Annotated in this window: 20 protein-coding genes and 1 other RNA gene; 10 read left to right on the top strand and 11 right to left on the bottom strand. The window is 65.1% G+C overall.

Annotated elements, in window-relative coordinates; all coding sequences use genetic code 11:
- Positions 1–8 precede the first annotated feature (8 nt).
- Positions 9–1,130: a beta-ketoacyl-ACP synthase III gene (locus P0X85_RS13020; RefSeq protein WP_275814087.1), complete on the top strand. Its 1,122-nt coding sequence runs from the start codon at positions 9–11 to the stop codon at positions 1,128–1,130.
- A gap of 4 nt (positions 1,131–1,134) precedes the next feature.
- On the opposite strand, the gene P0X85_RS13015 is transcribed toward P0X85_RS13020, so the two are convergent.
- Positions 1,135–1,716: a thymidine kinase gene (locus P0X85_RS13015; protein ID WP_275814084.1), complete on the bottom strand. Its 582-nt coding sequence runs from the start codon at positions 1,714–1,716 to the stop codon at positions 1,135–1,137.
- Positions 1,717–1,974: 258 nt separating this feature from the next.
- On the opposite strand from P0X85_RS13015, the gene P0X85_RS13010 reads away from it, so the two are divergent.
- On the top strand, positions 1,975–2,436 hold the full coding sequence (locus P0X85_RS13010) for a hypothetical protein (protein WP_275814081.1): 462 nt from the start codon (positions 1,975–1,977) through the stop codon (positions 2,434–2,436).
- Between the two features lie 3 nt (positions 2,437–2,439).
- On the opposite strand, the gene P0X85_RS13005 is transcribed toward P0X85_RS13010, so the two are convergent.
- The 9 genes from P0X85_RS13005 to P0X85_RS12965 all read right to left on the bottom strand — a co-directional run bounded on the left by P0X85_RS13005 (position 2,440) and on the right by P0X85_RS12965 (position 12,706).
- Complete coding sequence (locus tag P0X85_RS13005) at positions 2,440–3,786, bottom strand: DEAD/DEAH box helicase (protein ID WP_275814079.1); 1,347 nt, start codon at positions 3,784–3,786, stop codon at positions 2,440–2,442.
- 266 nt (positions 3,787–4,052) lie between these two features.
- Positions 4,053–4,502, bottom strand: a complete 450-nt coding sequence (dtd, locus tag P0X85_RS13000; RefSeq protein WP_275814076.1) for a D-aminoacyl-tRNA deacylase — start codon at positions 4,500–4,502, stop codon at positions 4,053–4,055.
- A complete protein-coding gene (locus P0X85_RS12995; RefSeq protein ID WP_275814073.1) occupies positions 4,499–5,428 on the bottom strand; it encodes a carbohydrate kinase family protein in 930 nt (309 codons plus the stop codon). The genes dtd and P0X85_RS12995 overlap by 4 nt, the downstream gene beginning before the upstream one ends.
- A 110-nt stretch (positions 5,429–5,538) precedes the next feature.
- Positions 5,539–6,669: a TFIIB-type zinc ribbon-containing protein gene (locus tag P0X85_RS12990; RefSeq protein WP_275814071.1), complete on the bottom strand. Its 1,131-nt coding sequence runs from the start codon at positions 6,667–6,669 to the stop codon at positions 5,539–5,541.
- A gap of 6 nt (positions 6,670–6,675) precedes the next feature.
- Positions 6,676–7,809: an SPFH domain-containing protein gene (locus tag P0X85_RS12985; protein ID WP_275814069.1), complete on the bottom strand. Its 1,134-nt coding sequence runs from the start codon at positions 7,807–7,809 to the stop codon at positions 6,676–6,678.
- 12 nt (positions 7,810–7,821) lie between these two features.
- Positions 7,822–8,793: a DUF2927 domain-containing protein gene (locus P0X85_RS12980; RefSeq protein ID WP_275814067.1), complete on the bottom strand. Its 972-nt coding sequence runs from the start codon at positions 8,791–8,793 to the stop codon at positions 7,822–7,824.
- Position 8,794: 1 nt separating this feature from the next.
- Positions 8,795–9,964, bottom strand: coding sequence for a toxic anion resistance protein (locus P0X85_RS12975; protein ID WP_275814065.1), 1,170 nt, complete (start codon positions 9,962–9,964; stop codon positions 8,795–8,797).
- Between the two features lie 53 nt (positions 9,965–10,017).
- The gene (locus P0X85_RS12970; protein ID WP_275814062.1) at positions 10,018–10,917 is read right to left on the bottom strand and encodes a 5-bromo-4-chloroindolyl phosphate hydrolysis family protein; all 900 of its coding nucleotides are present in this window, start codon (positions 10,915–10,917) and stop codon (positions 10,018–10,020) included.
- A gap of 214 nt (positions 10,918–11,131) precedes the next feature.
- Complete coding sequence (locus P0X85_RS12965) at positions 11,132–12,706, bottom strand: pseudouridine synthase (protein WP_275814058.1); 1,575 nt, start codon at positions 12,704–12,706, stop codon at positions 11,132–11,134.
- A gap of 122 nt (positions 12,707–12,828) precedes the next feature.
- Between P0X85_RS12965 and P0X85_RS12960 the strand changes: the two genes are divergently transcribed.
- Entirely contained in the window at positions 12,829–13,278 is a 450-nt protein-coding gene (locus P0X85_RS12960; protein WP_275814055.1) for a nucleoside deaminase, read from the top strand.
- An 83-nt stretch (positions 13,279–13,361) separates the two neighbouring features.
- Positions 13,362–13,799 (top strand): DsrE family protein, encoded by a 438-nt coding sequence (locus P0X85_RS12955; RefSeq protein WP_275814052.1) that lies wholly within the window; start codon positions 13,362–13,364, stop codon positions 13,797–13,799.
- A 142-nt stretch (positions 13,800–13,941) separates the two neighbouring features.
- Here the strand turns inward: P0X85_RS12955 and P0X85_RS12950 are convergent, their stop codons facing one another.
- Positions 13,942–14,634 carry a metal-dependent hydrolase gene (locus P0X85_RS12950; RefSeq protein WP_275814049.1) on the bottom strand — a complete coding sequence of 231 codons (693 nt, stop codon included), beginning with the start codon at positions 14,632–14,634 and terminating at the stop codon, positions 13,942–13,944.
- A 115-nt stretch (positions 14,635–14,749) separates the two neighbouring features.
- Here P0X85_RS12950 and gatC point away from each other — a divergent pair, with 115 nt between their 5' ends.
- The 6 genes from gatC (at position 14,750) to P0X85_RS12920 (ending at position 18,889) form a co-directional block, all read left to right on the top strand.
- Positions 14,750–15,037: an Asp-tRNA(Asn)/Glu-tRNA(Gln) amidotransferase subunit GatC gene (gene gatC / locus P0X85_RS12945; RefSeq protein ID WP_275814046.1), complete on the top strand. Its 288-nt coding sequence runs from the start codon at positions 14,750–14,752 to the stop codon at positions 15,035–15,037.
- Positions 15,034–16,512 (top strand): Asp-tRNA(Asn)/Glu-tRNA(Gln) amidotransferase subunit GatA, encoded by a 1,479-nt coding sequence (gene gatA, locus P0X85_RS12940; protein WP_275814043.1) that lies wholly within the window; start codon positions 15,034–15,036, stop codon positions 16,510–16,512. The genes gatC and gatA overlap by 4 nt, the downstream gene beginning before the upstream one ends.
- Before the next feature lie 16 nt (positions 16,513–16,528).
- On the top strand, positions 16,529–17,155 hold the full coding sequence (locus P0X85_RS12935; protein WP_275814040.1) for a hypothetical protein: 627 nt from the start codon (positions 16,529–16,531) through the stop codon (positions 17,153–17,155).
- Positions 17,156–17,836, top strand: coding sequence for an N-acetylmuramoyl-L-alanine amidase (locus P0X85_RS12930; protein ID WP_275814037.1), 681 nt, complete (start codon positions 17,156–17,158; stop codon positions 17,834–17,836).
- Positions 17,837–18,024: 188 nt separating this feature from the next.
- An RNA gene (gene rnpB, locus P0X85_RS12925) (RNase P RNA component class A) lies at positions 18,025–18,421 on the top strand.
- A gap of 81 nt (positions 18,422–18,502) precedes the next feature.
- Positions 18,503–18,889, top strand: a complete 387-nt coding sequence (locus P0X85_RS12920) for a DUF302 domain-containing protein (protein WP_275814035.1) — start codon at positions 18,503–18,505, stop codon at positions 18,887–18,889.
- Positions 18,890–18,899 lie beyond the last annotated feature (10 nt).

Here is an 18,899-nt window from a genome sequence, read left to right as displayed (position 1 = left end):
GGAGTGCCATGTTTACGCCAGCGATTACCGGGGTGGGCGTCTTTACGCCGCAAGAGACCATCTCCAATGACGAGCTCGTCATCGCCTTCAACGCCTATGCGGATCGGATGAACGCCGAGAACGCGCAGGCCATCGCCGCCGGAGAGATGGAGCCGATCCCCCATTCCTCGAGCGAGTTCATCGTCAAGGCGTCGGGCATTCACAGCCGCCATGTGATGAACAAGTCGGGCGTGCTCGATCCTGCGCGGATGTATCCTGAATTCCGCCAGCGCGCTGACGAGGAGCCTGGCATCATGGCCGAGATGGCACTCAAGGCCTGCGAAACCGCGCTGGCGCAGGCTGGCCGCACAGGTGAAGAGGTCGATCTGGTGATCTGCGCCGCCTCCAACATGGAGCGGCCCTATCCCGCCATCGCGATCGAGATCCAGAAGCTGATCGGCGCGACCGGATTTGCCTTCGATATGAATGTCGCCTGCTCCTCGGCGACCTTTGGGATTCAGGCGGCGGCGGACATGATCCGCGCCGGCTCGGTGCGGCGCGCGCTGGTCGTAAACCCCGAGATTACCTCGGGGCATCTCGAATGGCGCGACCGCGATTGTCACTTCATCTTCGGGGATGTGGCGACGGCGACCCTTTTGGAACGGCGCGAGGATGCGAAACACGGTGGCTTCGTGATCCATTCCACTCGCTGCGCGACCGAGTTCTCGAACAATATTCGGAATAATAACGGTTTTCTGCGCCGCACCCGGCCCGATGGCGTGGCGGATCGCCGCGACATGCAGTTCATGCAAGAGGGCCGCAAAGTGTTCAAGGAAGTGCTGCCGATGGTCTCGGCACATATCCAGAACCATCTCGCCGAGGAAGGGATTTCTTCCGACTCGCTCCGGAGGCTTTGGCTGCATCAGGCGAACAAGACGATGAACGACTTCATTGGCAGAAAAGTGCTAGGCCGCGACCCGGAAGAGGGCGAGCAGCCCAACATTTTGCAGGATTATGCCAATACCTCGTCGGCCGGGTCGATCATCGCCTTTGCGAAATATTCCGACGATCTGAAGCCGGGTGATTTGGGGCTGATCTGTTCGTTTGGCGCGGGCTATTCTGTCGGCTCTGTCGTGGTCGAGCGGTTCTGAAGGTTCAAGCCTCGCCTACCGCTTCGCGCCAATGGCGGCGGCAGAGCGAGACATAGCTCTCGTTCCCGCCGATCTGAACCTGATCGCCATCGCGCAACGCCTGTCCGTCGGCACCAAGCCGCACGACCATCGTGGCTTTTTTCCCGCAATGGCAGATCGTACGCACCTCGCGCATCTCGTCGGCCAAGGCCAGCAGAGCGGCGGATCCGGGAAAAAGGTTCCCCTGAAAATCCACGCGCAACCCATAGCACATCACGGGAACGCCCAGATCATCGACCGCACGGGCCAGTTGCCAGACCTGCGCATGGGTCAGGAATTGCGCTTCATCAACAAAAACACAATGGCAGGGTGCCTCTCCAAGCCGATTCTTTACCAAATCGAACATGTCGGTGTTCTGATCGAACGTTGTGGCGGCCGCGCCGATACCGATACGGCTTGCAATCGTCGCCTCTCCGGCCCGGCGATCGAGTGCCGCCGTCACCAGAAAGGTCTGCATCCCGCGTTCGATATAGTTGTGCGACGCCTGCAAGAGGATCGTGCTCTTGCCCGCATTCATCGTCGAGTAGTTGAAATACAGTTTCGCCATGGCAAGCGGGATAGCCCGGACTAAACGGAGCGCGCAAGCCCCACCCGCGAGCGCGCTCCGCCGAGACAAAGAGGGATGCCGCACGCAACAGCCCACCACATACACGGCGGATCGGCACCCCAGTACACGCCAGCTCTTGTGGCTGGTACTCACACTGCCGGGCTGTGGACCGGCGCTTTCTATGTGACAAATTTTTCGAGAAGGGCTAATGGGAAAGGGAGGGGTGTTTTCCCCTCTAAGGCACATTCGGAGGACGCGGTGACGGACCGTATCGGCAGCTATCTCAAAAGACATACCGAGGCCTTGGTCAAGGATCTCGGGGTCGAGCGATCGGCGGAGCTTTGCGGGAAATCCAAGGCGACCTTGGGTCGTTACTATTCAAACGATACCGAGAATGCGGATCGGTTCATGCCGATCGACGTGGTCGCCCATCTCGAGGCCGAGGCCAGCTTTCCGCATGTGACCTCTGCGCTGGCCGAACTGGGCAAGATGACGATCAGTTTCGATGAGGACCGTCGCAACACCAAGGGCGGGCATATCAATTCCGACATCGTCGAGCTGAGCCAGCGTTTTGCGATGCTGATGAGTGAGTATCACCAGTCGATTCAAGACGGCACGATCACCGTCAATGAGGCCAAACGCCTCTTGTTCGAGACGCAGGCGCTCCAGAAGGTTCTGCTGGAGATGAAGCTGCGTCTCGAAGGCGAGGTCGTGATCTGACGGTCAGGCGCGCGCGCCCGACCGGTTCCCCGATTTCGCGCGGCGCGGCGGCTGCGCGCCGCCATTGGCCGCCTTGTTGGGCTTGGCCGCGCGCGGTTTGCCCGCAGATTTCCCTGCGCCCGGCTTGCCGCCAGCTTTCGCCGATTTCGGACGTGCGGCCTGACGCTGCTGGTTGCGCTTTTTCTGGGCGTTACGTTCGCGCGCGCCCGGGGCAACCTCTTCGTGCGGCGTGCCGCCGATAACCGGAATCTTTGCGCCCATCGCCTTTTCGATCTCGCGCAGGTCGCCCATTTCCAGCGGCGCACAAAGCGCCACTGCGCGCCCGTCACGGCCCGCGCGCGCGGTGCGGCCGATCCGGTGGACGTAGTTCTCGGGGACGTTCGGCAGGTCGTAGTTGTAGACATGGGCGACCAGCGGAATATCGAGGCCGCGAGCCGCGACATCGGTCGCCACCAGCACTTCGGTCTTGCCTTCACGGAAGGCCGCAAGCGCGCGCTCGCGCTGGCCCTGCGACTTGTTGCCGTGGATAGCGGCGACGCTGAAACCCCATTTCTCCAGAAGCCCTGCAAGCTTGTCCGAGCCGTGCTTGGTCCGGTTGAAGACCAGCGCGCTCTCGCCCTTGTGCTCGCCGAGATACTGCGCGAGGAGCGTCGCCTTTTCGCCCTGCGTGGTGAAATGGACGCCTTGTTCGATCTTGTCCGCGGCCTTGCCCGGCAACGAGACCTGCACGCGGACCGGGTCGGTGAGGTAGCTGTCGGCCAGCTCTTCCATCAGCTTCGGCATGGTGGCCGAGAACAAGAGCGTCTGACGTTCCGCCGGGATCAGCTTGGCGATTTTGCGCAGCGCGTGGATGAAGCCGATATCGAGCATCTGGTCGGCCTCGTCGAGGACGAGGTAGCTCGTCTCCGAGAGGACCAGAGCGCGGCGGTCCAGAAGGTCCAGAAGCCGTCCGGGCGTTGCGATCAGCACGTCCACGCCCTTGGCGAGCTTTTGCGACTGCACGTTGATCGAGGCCCCGCCCACGACACGCTGGATATGCACAGGCGCGTCCTCGGCAAAGGCCGAGAGGTTCTCGTGGATCTGGGTGGCAAGTTCACGGGTCGGCGCCAGCACCAGCGCCCGCACAGTCTTGGGCGCGGGGCGTTTGCCGTAGTTCAGGATGCGGGTCAGCATCGGCAGGCCGAAGGCCGCCGTTTTGCCGGTCCCGGTTTGCGCCAGACCCAGCAGGTCGCGGCCCTTGACCACATGCGGGATCGCCTTGGTCTGGATCGGGGTGGGCTTGGTGAATCCCATGCGGGTGAGGTTTTCCAGAAGGATCGGGGCGAGGCCGAGATTGTCGAAATTATCCAAAGTCGTGTCTTTCTTGGCGCCATTCAGGGCGCGGAATAGGGGGCAGGCCCAAGGATTTGGGCGCGCGTGCGGGCGGGTGCCGACCTCTGGCCGACGGGGTCCCCCCGCGTGAATTGGGAACCATTTTGTGCAGGATCTGCGCCGTCTTTCGGGTGGGGCCTGATGCCCCATTGGCGCGGCCGCTCACGCGGGCGGCACTCCTTGCATGTGTCGCAGATGGGGGAGCGGCCCCCAAAAGTCAAGGGAAACCGTATCCGCGCAGGCGGTCAGGCGCGATCGGCGCTGTCCATCCAGATCGTGACCGGGCCCTGATTGAGCAGGCTCACATCCATATCCGCGCCGAATTCGCCGGTCTCGACCGGCAGGCCAAGCCCGCGCAGCGCTTCGGCGAAATGCAGATAAAGCCGCTCGCCCGTCGCGGGATCGGCCGCGTAGGAAAAGCCCGGACGATTGCCGCGCGAGGTATCGGCGGCCAGCGTAAACTGGCTTACCACGAGGCAGGCACCGCCGATATCGCTCACCGAGAGGTTCATCTTGTCGGCAGCATCCTTGAAGATGCGCAGCTTCGAGATGCGCTGCGCGAGTTTCTCGGCCTCGGTCTCGGTATCGCCACCCATCGCGCAGATCAGGATCATCAGGCCCTGTCCGATCTCTCCGGTGACGCGCCCGTCCACTTCAACCTTGGCGTGGCTCACACGCTGAATGAGGGCCCTCATGCCCCCAACTCCGCAGCCCAGGGCGGGTTTGCGCCCGCGCGGCTGACCGTAACGGCGGCAGCGGCGACGCCGAGGCTCAGGCAGTCGCGGATCAGCGCCTCGGATGCGTCGGCGACCTGCGCCTTGCTCAACGCCCCGGCCCGGTCGAGCGCCGCCAGAACGCCCGCGTTGAACGTGTCGCCCGCGCCGACCGTATCAACGACCTCGACCTTGTTGGCCGGTACAAAGACCTCATGCGCGGCGCTGATGCCACGTGCACCCTTGGCGCCTTCGGTGATGAGCACGAGCTTTGGCCCTTGCGCCAGTATCCCACGCGCAAGCGCGTCGATCTCGCCCGGCCCCATCAGCCAGCGCAGGTCCTCGTCCGAGAGCTTGACGATATCCGCAGCCCCGAGCATCCGCTCCAGACGGGCGCGATAGGCCGCCTCGTCGCGGATGAAGCCGGGGCGAATGTTCGGGTCGATCATGCACAGGCGCCCCGCCGCACTCTCGCGCAGCATCAGCGCCTCATAGGTTCCGCCGCAGGGGTCCACGACCAGCGAAATCCCCCCGAAAAACACGGCGCGCACCGAAGCCGGCAGATCGGGCAGGTCAGCGGGCGTAATCATCCGCCCGGCGGTGTTCTCATCATAGAAGGCGTAACTTGCATGGCCGTTCACCAGCTTGACGAAAGCCAGCGTGGTGGGCCGGTCCGAGCGGATCGAGAGCCCGGCATCCACCTTGGATGCGGCCAGCGCCTGTTCCAGGATCTCGCCGAAAAGATCGGTGGAAATGCCCGACAAGAACCCCGCATCAACCCCAAGCCGCCCAAGCGCAATCGCCGTGTTGAACACCGCGCCGCCCGGATAGGGCGCAAAGGCTGGCTCTCCTGCCGCACTCTCGCGCGGCAGCATGTCGATCAGCGACTCGCCACAACTCAGGATCATGTTGCCCTCCATGTTATCGCTAACGGTGCTACACAATCCCGCCGCCAGCGACAATTCCTTTCACGCTTTCATCAAGCCCCAAAATACACCACGGGGGCGGCTCACGACACTCATCGCTGGAAGGCGCCCGTCTCGTTCAGATAGATGCCAACCCCGATCACCAGCGCCGCCAGCAGCACGGCAAAGCCGATTTTCCACGCGGACCACGGTCGGTCGCCCCGCACCTGTCCGGTCTGTGCATTGACCACGAAACGATAGCTCTGGCCCCGATAGCGGTAGGCGGCGGTCCAGACCGGCAGCAGAACATGCTTGAAGGTCTCGGCGCTGAATTCCGGATCGAGATGCCCGATCCGCTGCTCGTCGCCGCCGATATCGCGGCGCACGTCGGATTGGATCACATGCATCATCTGAGCGCGTGCGAGGTGGTGCCCCTCATGCAGCTCGACCGTATAGCCCTCGGCCTCGAAGCCCGCGAGGAAATCCGGCTGATAGGCCCGCAGCGCCCCAAGATCCCAAGGACGCAGCGCGTCGATATAGGTGGGCGGCAGCGAGCGCGCGGCATAGACCAGCACATCGTCGAAGGCCCGTGCGACGCGCCCCCGCACCGCGTGCCAGCGAACCTTGCGAACCTGCTGGCGCCGGGTCTCGTTGCGCCCGTTTACATTCACGCGGACCGAGCGGGTCTCGTAGTAGTAGTCGCCCCGCTGACCGCTATAGGCCGTGCGGCTCTGCGCGTCGAAGGTCCAGAACGGCGCGTAAATCCCCGTCATCCGCCGCCCCTTGCGGGCATAGCGCGACAGGCCCGAGGGCGCGAACCAAAGCCCCCGGAGCCAGCGCGACAAGGCCGCGCGGGCCTGCTCCTCGGTGATCTCGAAGGGCACGACCCCTTGCGGCTTGATCAGCCGCCGGGTTCCGGTATCGGCGACGACGGGCGTTGCGCAATAGGGACATTCGGTCGCGTGGCGCTCACCCTCGAACTCGATGGAGGCGCCGCAATTCGGGCAAGAGAGTGTCCGACGCTCGTCGATGATCTCCTCGGGCAGACGGGCGCGCAGCCCGTCTTCGAGCGGCAATTCGACCAGCACCGCGCGGCCCTGTCCGGTCGCCTGCGGGATGTCCTGCACATGCCCGCAATGATCGCAAACCAGTCGCGTCTGGCCGGGCGCGAACCGCAGGTCCGCCCCGCAGCTCTCACAGGGGTAGTGATGCTCGGACGCAAGCCCGATTGGCGCCAGTGCCATCGCGGATCAGGCTCCGGGCGGCGGGGGCGGCGGTTGGATGGTGAAGAGTTGCGCAAGCTCCGCGATCTCGTCGGCGGGCTTCCAGCCGTCCTGACCGGGCGTCCAGACGAGCGTCTCGCGCGTCAGCCCGCCCTCGGCGGCCATGCGGCCCAGATGTCCACGGCCATAGGGGCCGGTGGCCACACCATTCACGGCCACATGCCAGACCTTTTCGACGGTCGGGACCGGAGGGGGCAGGGCAACGCCGCCCGTCTGGGGCAGGGCCTGCGGCGCGGCGGCGCGTTGCCCCCACGGTCCCTGAAGCTGGCCCTGCACCATCTGCTGCCCGATCCCGAGCCCCAGCCCCGCACCAACCGCAGCGCCGACCCCCGAGCCCGGCATTGCCAGTCCCTCGGCGGCGTTGAAGTTCATATAGCCGTGCAGATCGCCGATGATCCCCATTGAGGTGCGCTTGTCGAGAACGGCTTCGACCGCTTCGGGCAAGCTGATGTTTTCGATATAGAATTCGGGGATCGAGAGGCCATAAGCCGCGACCACCGGGTCGATAGCGCGGGCGATGATCGTGCCGAGGTCGCGCGTGTTCGCCGCCATGTCCAGCACCGGGATGCCCGCGCTTGCGATCACGCGGCTGAACTCCTGCACGATCACATTGCGGATCTGGAAGCTGATCTCGTCGGCGGTGAATTCGCCATCCGTCCCCACGATCTCCGCGATGAACCGCGCCGGGTCCGCGACGCGCATCGAATAGGTGCCAAACGCCCGCAGCCGCACCGGCCCGAATTCCGGGTCGCGCGCGATGACCGGGTTCTTCGTGCCCCATTTGAGGTCATTGAACCGGGTCGTGTTGATGAAATAGATCTCGGACTTGAAGGGCGAGCGGAAGCCGTGATCCCAGTGCTGAAGGGTGGTCAGGATCGGCATGTTGTTGGTTTCGAGCATATAAAGCCCCGGCCCGAACACATCCGCGATTTGCCCCTCATGGACGAAGACGGCGGCCTGCCCCTCGCGCACGGTCAGCTTCGCGCCGTATTTGATCGCATGCCCCTCGCGCTCAAAGCGCCAGACCATCGTGTCACGGCTGTCATCGACCCAGTGGATTACATCGATGAATTCGCCGGTCAGAAAATCGAGAATACCCATGTCGGGGCCTCCTTAGCTGTCTCCGCCCATCAGCTCGGCGGCAATGGTTTGAACGATCGGGCGCGCCTCGGCCTCGGTCATGCCGGGGCGCAGGCGCGGGTCGTAAAGGATGCGCAAAAGCATTTCGTCATGGCGCGTCAGCAGGGCGAATTCCTCGTCGTCGTTAAAGATCGACGGGCGCGCGCGGGGGCTGTCATTTGCAAGCCCCATGCCCTGCGCCAGTTCCTCGTGAATGCACGAGAGGCGCAGCCGGTCGGGGTGCTCGCCCCGGATCACCGCCACGGCGCGGGAATATTCGGGCGAGTCGCCCTCGGAGAAGGCAAAGACCACGCAGAAGGTCGACGGTGCCAGCCCGGTGATTGCGCCGATCGAGGCCGCGTCGATCCCCGGCACCAATGCGCGCAGTCGCGCGGCCGCGTTGCGGCGCTCATCTTCGTTGAGCACCAGCACGTGGAAATTACCACCCCGCGCGACCACCGACACCGGATGGCTCGAGGCGCGCCCCAGTTGCCCGGCATAGGCCGAGATCGCGGCGCGGTCGGCCTTGCGTTGCGCGACCGGGACCGAGGGGCCGAACTCGACCGACATGCGCACGGGACTCGCCCAGCGGCGCAAACGGCTCGCGCTCTGGCGGGCGACGAAGGTGCCGTTTTGCGGCGCATATTCGTCATACAGCGCGATGCGGACAAAATCCTCGACCAACTGGCGGCTGTTGAACGGCGCGTCGCGCGGGGCCACGTCCTGCCGCAGCAAGCCCTGATCCTGAAGCGTCCGCTCGACCCGCGCGAAATACTCCCGCATGGCCTCCGATTCCGGCGAGGCGGGGAGGCTGGCCACGTCACCAAGATCGCCCGGCGCAGGCACCGGGCGCGGCGTGGCTTCGGGGGCCTGTTGAGAGCCGCCGGGGCCGAATTCGCACCCTGCAAGGGCCAGCGCCGCCAGCATCACGCAGACCTGAAAGACGCGCGCCCCGCCCCCGATCATCTCAGACCGAGCCGCCCGTGGTTTCGGGCGATTTCGCCGCCGCAAGGGTGTCGCGCAACTTGCCTTCGAGCGTGATCAACTCGGCTTCCGCGTCGGCGCGCTTGCGCTTGCCCTCGTCGGCGATGCGCAGGCTGTCCTCGATGGTGGCGATCAGTTCGGCATTGGCGGTCTTGACCGCTTCGATATCGAACACGCCGCGTTCCATCTCCTCGCGCACGATTGCATTGGCCTCACGCAGATTCTTGGCGTTGGCGGTGAGCAGCTCATTGGTCAGATCGTTCGCCTCGCGCACCGCCTCTGCCGCCTCGCGCGAGCGCTGGATAGTCACCGCCTGCGCCAGTTGCGTTTCCCAAAGCGGCACGGTGTTGACCAGCGTCGAGTTGATCTTGGTGACCAGCGACTTGTCGTTTTCCTGTACAAGCCGGATCGAAGGCAGCGACTGCATCGTCACCTGACGGGTCAGCTTGAGGTCATGGACGCGGCGCTCCAGATCGTCGCGCGCGGCCCGCAGATCGCGCAATTCCTGCGCGCGCAGCACCTTGTCGCCCTCGGCAGCCGCCTCGACCGCCGCCTCTTTGGCAGGGATATCGGTCGCGTCGATCGCGGCGAGTTTTTCCTCGCCCGCGGCGATGTAGAGCCCCAGCTCGTCATAGAACTTGAGCGTCTTGTCATAGAGCATATCGAGCGACTTGATGTCCTTGAGCAGCTTGTGCTCATGGCTCAACAGATCATCCGTCACCTTGTCGATCTGGCCCTGCACTTGCTCGAAACGCGCGAGGAAATTGGCGAAGGGCGCAGCGCGACCCAGCAGCTTCTCCCACCACGAGCGCTTGCGCCGCACATCGAGTTCCGACACCGAGAAGCCGCGGATCGTGGTCACGATCTGGCGCAGGCTGTCGCCCGCAGGGCCCACATCCTTGTTCTTCACATCGGCCAGCATGGCTTGGCTGATCTGCTGCAACTCGTTCTGCGCGCGCGCGCCGAAGCGCACGATGGAGCCGGTGTCGCTCAGGTCGAGCTCATCCATCCGCGAGCGGATCTCGATGGCGACGGCGGTCGGTGCGGCGGTCAGCGGCACGATTTCGGCGGCGGGCTCGGGCAGGATCACGGCGGTCACGTTCTCAATCTCGGCCAGGGCCTGCGCGGCCTTTTCGCGGGTGGTCTCACTCATTCGTCGCTCCTTATCGCATCTGTCGGGCCGCCGGGCGGTGCCGATCATACCATTCAATCCTGACGCACGCCCTCGCGGGCGAGTCGTTCGCGTAGCACGTCGATCTCGATCTCGAGCCCCTCGCGCCCGCCTTCGATCAGGCTACGCGTGCGTGCGGTGAAATTCTGTTCGAGATCGCCCAGAAGCGCCTCGTAATCGCTGCGCGCCTTGGCGTCGCGGGTTTGGGTCCAGAGGTCCACGAACTTGACGGTCGCATCGCGCGCGCCCTCAAGGTAGACGCCCATGTACCGCCGCGCGGCGCTCAGATCGCCGGGGTCCTGTTCGACGGTGCGGAACAAGTCGCGTGCGGTGGCAATGAACAGCTCCACCCGCGCTTCGAGCGGGCGATCCCCAGTGCGGGCGATCGCATCGCGCATCGCGGCGAGGTGCTTTTCGCCCTCGGCGATCACGCGGGCCACGCGGTCTTGCTGGAACGGGTCGATCCCCTCCATGCCCTTGTTTGTCATCGGATCGCTGCCAAAGGCCAGCAGCGCAAGGCCGGTGCCGATCACACCCACGACGATGGCCCCGATCAGGCCCATCTCGGGCGCCTGCGCGCCGATGGTGATGCCAAGCCCATAGAGCACAGCCCCGAAAATCTTGCGCGGAAAGGCTGGACGACGCGCCACGCGGCGCGCGTTATAGGCGGCCTCGGCCTGCAACCCTTCGCGGATCAGCCAGCTTGCCCCCGCGATCAGCGCGAATGCCCCCAACGCCCGCAAGAGCGCAAACGGCCCGTCGCCAAAGGCCCCAAGCAGGAAGGGCGCGGCGGTGAGGGTGATCCAGAACGGCCGGTTTTCCAGCGGGTGGCGCGGCGGGGCCGGGGGTTTTTGCGCGATCTCACGTCCGGCCAGTCCGCCGCCTGCGGGCCCGGTGCCGGTCGGGCTGTATTTGCCGCCAAATCTCTGTGCCATCGCAGCCTCAGACGCTTCCGGTCAGCGCGACCGAAAGGGTTAGAGCAAGCATCAGGTAAAACGCGATGCGCTGCAAGGCAGAGCGTGACATTGGGTCCCCCGGATCAGGCGCGATGGCTCACCGCGCCCGATAGTATAGGAACTCGGGTCCGTTCTTGCCAGTGCCGAGCCTGCAAAACCCTTGAATCGGCGGGATTTTGCAGGTGTCGTAAGGTTAGTTTGGTTTGCGCGGACCGCCGCGCCCGCCGCTGGGCCGCTCGCCATGCGATTTGAAGCCGCCCGCGCGCGGTTTGCCCTTGCCGCCATGGGTCTTGGCGCCATGCGACTTGTAGCCGCCCGGCTTGCCTTCGCCGCGCGGAGCGTCGCCGCGAGGCTTGTAGCCCTCGCCCTTGGGTTTGAACCCTTCCCCGCGAGGTTTGTAGCCCTCGCTGCGAGTGCCTTCACCACGGGCCTTATAGCCTTCGCTGCGCCCTCCTTCGCCACGCGGTTTGTAGCCTTCAGAACGCGGCTTGAAGCCTTCGCCACGGGGTTTGTAGCCTTCGCTGCGGCCACCCTCGCCACGCGGCTTGTACCCCTCGGAGCGCGGCTTGAAGCCTTCGCTGCGCGGGCCGCGCCCGGCGTCCCCATCGCGGCTGGACTTAGCGTAACCGCCTTTGCGGAAAGGCTTGTCGCCGCCCTCGTCGCGGTCACGATGCGATTTGAACCCGTCCGAACGCTTGTCGGCGCTCCAGCGCGGCTTGCGTGCCCGCTCTTCGCCGGCACCCTCACGCGGCGCGCGCTCCGCGAAATCCTTCTGGCGACCAAAGCCCTTGCGCGGGCTGTCCTCGCCGCCACGCGGACCACGGGACTCGCCCCGACCTTCCGAACGGCCCTCTGGGCGGGGGCCGCGATCCTTGCGCGGGCCGCGCTCCGGGCGATCACCGCGGTCACCGCGGTCACCGCGCTCCGCCCGATCCTTCACGCCCTCAAGCCGTGCCTGGCGCTTGGCCGCGCTTTGCTCTTCGCGCTCGGACTTGGACAGGCGTCCGTCCTCGGCCCCGGTCAGCAGCCGGTCGCCCAACTGATCGCGCAGCATCTTGCGGCGAATCTCGACGACGTCGCCGGGGTTCATGTCATTGAGTCGGAACGGGCCGTAGCTCACGCGGATCAGCCGGTTCACGGTCAGGCCGATCTCGGTCATCGCGCGACGGATTTCACGGTTCTTGCCCTCGCGGATGCCCACCGTCAGCCACGCATTCGCGCCTTGCTGGCGGTCGAGCGAAATCTCCATTGGCTGGAACTCCTCGCCGTCGATGGTGATGCCCCGGCGCAGCGGATCGAAGGTCGCCTCGGTCGGGCGCCCGTTCACGCGCACGCGGTATTTGCGCAGCCAGCCGGTCTCGGGCAGCTCCAGCCGGCGCTTCAGCCCGCCATCGTTGGTCAGCAGCAGAAGACCTTCGGAATTGAGGTCAAGACGCCCCACGTTGAGAACGCGCGGCATCTCTGCGGGCATCTCGTCGAAAATCGTGCGCCGACCCTGCTCGTCCTTCTCGGTCGTCACCAGCCCCAGCGGCTTGTAATACAGCCACATCCGGGTTTCCTGCGGTGCGTCGATCGGCTTGCCGTCGATCATCACCTTGTCCTTGGGGGTGACATCGAGCGCGGGGCTCTCGATCAGCTTGCCGTTGACGCTCACGCGACCGGCAAGGATCATCTTCTCGGCATCGCGGCGCGAGGCAACGCCCGAGCGGGCAATGACCTTGGCGATACGTTCGGCGGATTGCGCCGGATTGGCGGGAGTGTCGGTCATCTCTGTCGTCCTTCTAAGGGAATGGGCGCGGGCGACACGCCGGCGCAAGGCGCCTCTCTACACCTTTCGAAACCGCAGGGAAAGCGCCTTGCGCGCAGGGGCGTTCGGGGCGATGAAAGGACATGAGTTTCACCAGCTACATGGATATCGCCCTTGAAGAGGCGCGCGCGGCTGCGGCGCGTGGCGAAGTGCCGGTGGGCGCGGTGATCGTCGCGCCCGACGGCTCGGTCGCGGCGCGGTCGGGCAACAGGACGCGCGAACTTGCGGACCCGACGGCGCATGCCGAGATCCTCGCGCTGCGTGCGGCCTGCGCGGCTGCCGGCTCCGAGCGGCTGCCAGGGCATGACCTCTACGTGACGCTCGAACCTTGCCCGATGTGCGCCTCCGCTCTCTCGCAGGCGCGGATCGCCCGGATATATTACGGCGCGGCCGATCCCAAATCCGGTGGTGTCGCACAGGGCCCGCGTATCTTCGCGCATCCGCAATGCCATCATGTGCCGGAAGTCTATGACGGAATTGGCGCCCGCGAGGCAGAGGCACTCCTCAGGGCGTTCTTCGCCGCCCGGCGCTGAACTCCAATCATATATTCAAAGCTATTGATTTATTCCCGATTCCCCCGGACGCTGCGGGTTCGGATGTGAAAAGGGAGGTTCACATGCATCTCAAGGGAGGCGCCCGTCTCGGGCTCGCTCTGGCCGCAGCGCTTTGGGCATTGCCCGCGCTGGCAGACCAGAAGGTCGCAATCCAGGTCAATGAAAACGACCCGCAGACCATGAATATTGCGCTGAACAATGCCGCCAACATCATCGGCTATTACAAGGAGAAGGGCGAAGAGGTCGCGGTGGAGATCGTGACCTACGGGCCCGGCCTGCACATGCTGCGCAGCGATACCTCACCGGTGAAGGCGCGGATCGAACAGATGGCGCTGGAAGGCCAACCGGTGAGCTTCCGCGCCTGCGCGAACACGATTGCGGGAATGACCCAAAAGCAAGGCGTCGCGCCGGTTCTGGTCGAAGAAGCCCAGATCGTGCCCTCTGGCGCGGTCTATCTGATGGAGTTGCAGGGCCAAGGCTACGCCTACCTGAAACCCTGATCGGAGGGAGGGGCTCTGCCCCTCTTTTCCTGCGGAAAATTCACCCCGGGATATTTGACGCGATTGGAGGACCGGAACCCCTGCGCTTCCAATCGCTCCAAATATCCCGGGGGAGGCCGAAGGCCGGGGGCAGAGCCCCCTCTCAGAGCGCGATCGGGGTCAGAACCTCGGGTTCGATCACCGTCACACCCGGCAGTCCCTCGATCAGTGCTTGGGCGCTTTGTTCGAGCAGCGGGAAGGTGCGGTAGTGGCAGGGGATGACCGTTTTGAAGTCGAAAAACTTGCGCGCCGCAAAGGCCGCGCGTTTCATGTCCATGGTGAAATGTCCGCCCGCGCAGAGGATGCCGATATCGGGCGCGTGATATTCGCCCATCCAGCCCATATCCGCCATGATGTCGGTATCGCCCGAGACATAGATCGTATGACCCTCGCCCGCGATCATGTAGCCGGCTTCGCTGCCTGCATAGACGGGGCCGGTCTCAGAGCCGATTGATGAGGAGTGGCAGGCGTTCACCATCGTTACTTTCGCGCCGCCCAGATCGACCGTGCCGCCTTTGTTGAAGCCGATGCCCTGGATGCCTTCTGACGCTTCCCAATGGCTCACAATGTCATAGCTGCCGACCACGGGGATGCCGAGGTCCTTGGCGATGGCGAGCGTGTCGCCCGAGTGGTCTCCGTGCCCATGGGTGAGCAGGATATGCGTTGCGCCTCTGATCGCCTCAGCGCGGCGCGCCTCGGGGAACATCGGATTGCCCGTGAGCCACGGGTCGATCAGGATCACCGCCCCCTCGATTTCGAGACGGAAACCGGAATGTCCAAGCCAGTTGAGTTTCATCGCTATCCTCCTGTCTGTCGCTTTCCACAGTAGCGCGCCCGCCCCATAAGGGAAGCGCCGCTTGAAAGCCTGCGCCCGTGCGGCTAAACCCGGTCCGAGATTAGCGGAGAGACCCATGTCCATCGACATCGATACCGCCCGCAAGGTGGCGCATCTGGCGCGCATTGCCGTGGCCGAAGAGGACCTGCCCGAACTGGCCAAAGACCTGTCGGGCATCCTGACCTTCATGGAACAGCTCAACGAGGTCGATGTGGACGGCATCGAGCCGATGACCTCGGTGACGCCGATGCGCCTCAAGCGCCGCGTCGATGCGGTCACTGATGGCGGCTATCAGGACAAGATCCTCTCCAATGCCCCTGACGCCCGCGAGGGCTTCTTTGCCGTTCCGAAGGTGGTCGAATGAGCTTGAACACGCTGACGATTTCGGCCGCGCGCGATGCGCTGCGCGCCGGTGAGACGACTTCGGTTGCCCTGACCGAAGCTTGCCTGTCCGCTATCGAAGGGGCAGGGGTTCTGAACGCTTTCGTGCATAAGACGCCCGAGATCGCGCTCGACCAGGCGCGGGCTGCGGATGCGCGGATCAAGGCGGGCGATGCGCCCGCGATGTGCGGCATCCCGCTGGGGATCAAGGACCTCTTCTGCACCAAGGGCGTCGCCTCTCAGGCCGCCTCGAACATCCTCGAAGGGTTCAAGCCGGAATACGAATCCACCGTGACCCAGAACCTCTGGGACGCAGGTGCGGTGATGCTGGGCAAGCTCTCGATGGACGAGTTCGCGATGGGCTCCTCGAACGAGACCGCGTGCTATGGCCCCGTGGTGAACCCGTGGAAGGTCGATGACGTGCAGCGCACGCCGGGCGGCTCCTCGGGCGGGTCGGCGGCGGCTGTGGCGGCGGACCTGTGTCTGGCCGCGACCGGCACCGACACCGGCGGCTCGATCCGTCAACCGGCGGCCTTCACCGGCATCGTCGGCATCAAGCCGACCTATGGCCGTGTCTCGCGCTGGGGCGTGGTGGCCTTTGCCTCCTCGCTCGATCAGGCGGGTCCGATGACCAAATCAGTGCGCGATGCGGCGATCATGCTGGGCACGATGTGCTCGCACGACCCAAAGGACTCGACCAGCGCCGATATTCCGGTGCCGGATTTCGAGGCGGCGCTGACCGGCGACATTCGCGGCAAGAAGATCGGTATCCCCAAGGAATACCGCATGGACGGCATGCCCGCCGAGATCGAGAAGCTCTGGGCTGAGGGCACGGCGATGCTCAAGGACGCCGGCGCCGAGATCGTCGATATCTCGCTGCCGCATACGAAATACGCGCTGCCCGCCTATTACGTGGTGGCCCCCGCCGAGGCGTCCTCGAACCTCGCGCGCTATGACGGGGTGCGCTATGGCCACCGCGCCAAGCTGGGCAAGGGCGATGGCATCACCGAGATGTATGAAAAGACCCGCGCCGAAGGCTTTGGCCCCGAGGTCCAGCGCCGCGTGATGATCGGCACCTATGTGCTCTCGGCGGGCTTCTACGACGCCTATTACAACCGCGCCCGCAAGGTCCGCGCGTTGATCAAGCGTGACTTCGATCAGGCCTTCGCCGCCGGGATCGACGCGATCCTGACGCCCGCGACGCCGTCCTCGGCCTTCGGGCTTGGCGAGATGGCCGAGGCCGATCCGGTCGAGATGTATCTCAACGACGTGTTCACCGTGACCGTGAACCTCGCGGGTCTGCCGGGCATTTCGGTTCCGGTGGGGCTCGATTCCAAAGGGCTGCCGCTCGGGCTGCAACTGATCGGGCGTCCGTGGGAAGAGGGTGATCTCCTGAACCATGCTTATGTGCTTGAAAAAGCGGCAGGTTTCGCGGCGAAGCCGTCGAAGTGGTGGTAAGGTAAAGGGGCAGGCGATGCGCAAGCTGGTATGGGTTCTCGCAGGGCTTTCGGTCGCGGCTTGTGATCCGGGGGTGCCCAATTCGGCCGCGGGCGTCGGCTTTGGCGATTATACCGAATACGCGCTGCGCCGTGAGGCGGAGTTGCGCGGCATGACGCCGAACCAGACGGTCGCCCCGACCCAGCCCGCGCAGCCAATCCTGCCGCCGACGAGCCCCCAAACACTCGCGCCCGGCGCGCCGCTTTCGGCGATCGACCCGCAACCGGCGACCGCAGCGCAGGGCAGCATTGGTGCCGACGCGCTGGCCGCGTTGCGCGCGACCGCTCCCGCGCAGACCGCCCCTTCCGTCGCTCCGCGCGTAGCCCCTGCGCAGGCGACGCAGGTGAATGGCTCTGCCGGTCCAAACCTCGCCGCCTACGCGCTCTCGGTCAGCCATCAGCCGGGGCAGTCGGTCTATCCGCGTGGCGGTATAGCGCTCACCAGCACCGAGAAGGCCTGCGCGAAATACGTCTCGCCGGATCTGGCTCAGATGGCGTTCCTCGAGGCCGGTGGCCCGCAGAAAGACCGCAAGAACCTCGATCCCGATGGCGACGGGTTCGTCTGCGGCTGGGACCCGCGCCCGTTCCGCGCGGCGCTGCAATAAATGTCGCTCCCGTCTCCGAATTTCGGCGAAAGACGGGGGGGCGCGCGCCCGGAGCTGGTGGTCATCCACTACACGGCCATGACAAGCTGCGCCGCGGCGCATAAGCGGCTCTGCCTGCCCGAGGCAGAGGTGTCCGCGCATTGGCTGATCGGCGAGGATGGAGAGACCCATCAGCTTGTCGCCGAGGAGATGCGCGCCTGGCATGCCGGTGCTGGCAGTTGGGGCGGGCTGGGCGATGTGAACTCGCGCTCGATCGGGATCGAACTGGCGAATACTGGCGACGCGCCTTTCCCCGAGCCGCAGATGGCGGCGCTCGAGACGCTGCTGCGCGGAATTCTGGGCCGTTGGAACCTCGGACCCGAGGCGGTGATTGGCCATTCCGACATGGCCCCCGACCGCAAGATCGACCCCGGCCCCCGCTTCGACTGGCTGCGCTTGGCTAGGCAAGGGCTGGCGATCTGGCCCGACTCTGGTCCGGCCCCCGATCCAACGCCAGAAAGCTTCACCGCGCTCGCGATGGCCTTCGGCTATCCGGATGTCGCGCCGGAAACCCTGCTTTCGGCCTTCCGCCTGCGCTTTCGTCCGCGCCACGAGGGCCCCCTGGACGCGACCGATATGGCGCTGATTGCCGATCTCGCGGCACGTTTCGGCTCGGATGGCGGCTCCTGGCGGAGCGCGTGACGGGGGCTCTGCCCCCGCGGCGCGTGCCGCGCCTTCCCCCGGGATATTTCGGGCGATTGGAAGCGAAGAGATTTCCAGTCTTCCAATCGCGTCAAATATCCTCGGGGGTGAATGGGCGTAGCCCAGAGGGGGCGGAAAGCCCCCTTCGTCTTGACGTTCCCGGCCTTGCGGGCGTAAGGCAGGCGCGCGCGGATGGCTGGATGGCCGCGTTCGCTCATAGCTCCGCTTCGGCGGATAGCTGGGCGGGCGAGGAAAGTCCGGACTCCATGAAGCGACGGTGCCGGGTAACGCCCGGGCGGGGCAACCCGACGGAAAGCGCCACAGAGAACAAACCGCCCTGCTTGCAGGGTAAGGGTGAAACGGTGGGGTAAGAGCCCACCGCGGGACGGGCAACCGAACCGGCACGGCAAGCCCCACCGGGAGCAACGCCGAATAGGGATCGCGCGCCGCTTGCGGCAGGGGAGCTTCGCCCCGAGCGGTCCGGGTTGGCGGCTAGATCCTGCGAGCAATCGCAGGGCCAGAGGAATGGTCATCGAAGGGGGGCGACCCCCGGAACAAAATCCGGCTTACAGGCCATCCGCGCAAATTTTCAACAAATCGTTGCCCTCGTCTTGATCTTGCGGGGGCGCGTGCCGACCTTGATCGAAAGGTATCAAGGAGGACGCTATGAGTTACACGATCGACCGCATCATCACGGACGCGGACTTCGCCGAGGTCGAGGCCCGCACGCGCAAGGCGCTTGCCGATGGCGGTTTCGGCGTTCTGACCGAGATCGACGTGGCGGCCACGATGAAGACCAAGCTTGGCGAGGACATGGCGCATTACAAGATCCTCGGGGCGTGCAACCCGAAGCTTGCCTTCACGGCCATCGGGCACGAGCCGCGGATCGGTGCCATGCTGCCGTGCAACGTGATCCTGCGTCAGCTCGACGAGGGCGTCGAGGTGTCTGCCGTGGACCCGATCGCCTCGATGCAGGCGGTGGAGAATGAAGGGCTCGGCGAGGTCGCCTCCAAGGTCAAGACCATGCTCGAGGCGGTTATCGCCGCCGTCTGATCCGCGCCTG

The sequence above is a fragment of the Pseudothioclava nitratireducens genome (assembly GCF_029210495.1).
GTDB lineage: Bacteria > Pseudomonadota > Alphaproteobacteria > Rhodobacterales > Rhodobacteraceae > Pseudothioclava > Pseudothioclava nitratireducens.
This window is presented reverse-complemented; position numbering and strand designations above follow the sequence as displayed.

What these genes read in the sequence shown, in the direction of transcription:
- P0X85_RS13020 (WP_275814087.1), top strand. Translation starts at nt 9, where the DNA reads ATGTTTACGCCAGCGATTACCGGGGTGGGCGTCTTTACGCCGCAAGAG.
- P0X85_RS13015 (WP_275814084.1), bottom strand. Translation starts at nt 1,716, where the DNA reads ATGGCGAAACTGTATTTCAACTACTCGACGATGAATGCGGGCAAGAGC.
- dtd (WP_275814076.1), bottom strand. Translation starts at nt 4,502, where the DNA reads ATGAGGGCCCTCATTCAGCGTGTGAGCCACGCCAAGGTTGAAGTGGAC.
- P0X85_RS12995 (WP_275814073.1), bottom strand. Translation starts at nt 5,428, where the DNA reads ATGATCCTGAGTTGTGGCGAGTCGCTGATCGACATGCTGCCGCGCGAG.
- P0X85_RS12990 (WP_275814071.1), bottom strand. Translation starts at nt 6,669, where the DNA reads ATGGCACTGGCGCCAATCGGGCTTGCGTCCGAGCATCACTACCCCTGT.
- P0X85_RS12985 (WP_275814069.1), bottom strand. Translation starts at nt 7,809, where the DNA reads ATGGGTATTCTCGATTTTCTGACCGGCGAATTCATCGATGTAATCCAC.
- P0X85_RS12980 (WP_275814067.1), bottom strand. Translation starts at nt 8,793, where the DNA reads ATGATCGGGGGCGGGGCGCGCGTCTTTCAGGTCTGCGTGATGCTGGCG.
- P0X85_RS12975 (WP_275814065.1), bottom strand. Translation starts at nt 9,964, where the DNA reads ATGAGTGAGACCACCCGCGAAAAGGCCGCGCAGGCCCTGGCCGAGATT.
- P0X85_RS12970 (WP_275814062.1), bottom strand. Translation starts at nt 10,917, where the DNA reads ATGGCACAGAGATTTGGCGGCAAATACAGCCCGACCGGCACCGGGCCC.
- P0X85_RS12965 (WP_275814058.1), bottom strand. Translation starts at nt 12,706, where the DNA reads ATGACCGACACTCCCGCCAATCCGGCGCAATCCGCCGAACGTATCGCC.
- P0X85_RS12960 (WP_275814055.1), top strand. Translation starts at nt 12,829, where the DNA reads ATGAGTTTCACCAGCTACATGGATATCGCCCTTGAAGAGGCGCGCGCG.
- P0X85_RS12955 (WP_275814052.1), top strand. Translation starts at nt 13,362, where the DNA reads ATGCATCTCAAGGGAGGCGCCCGTCTCGGGCTCGCTCTGGCCGCAGCG.
- P0X85_RS12950 (WP_275814049.1), bottom strand. Translation starts at nt 14,634, where the DNA reads ATGAAACTCAACTGGCTTGGACATTCCGGTTTCCGTCTCGAAATCGAG.
- gatC (WP_275814046.1), top strand. Translation starts at nt 14,750, where the DNA reads ATGTCCATCGACATCGATACCGCCCGCAAGGTGGCGCATCTGGCGCGC.
- gatA (WP_275814043.1), top strand. Translation starts at nt 15,034, where the DNA reads ATGAGCTTGAACACGCTGACGATTTCGGCCGCGCGCGATGCGCTGCGC.
- P0X85_RS12935 (WP_275814040.1), top strand. Translation starts at nt 16,529, where the DNA reads ATGCGCAAGCTGGTATGGGTTCTCGCAGGGCTTTCGGTCGCGGCTTGT.
- P0X85_RS12930 (WP_275814037.1), top strand. Translation starts at nt 17,156, where the DNA reads ATGTCGCTCCCGTCTCCGAATTTCGGCGAAAGACGGGGGGGCGCGCGC.
- P0X85_RS12920 (WP_275814035.1), top strand. Translation starts at nt 18,503, where the DNA reads ATGAGTTACACGATCGACCGCATCATCACGGACGCGGACTTCGCCGAG.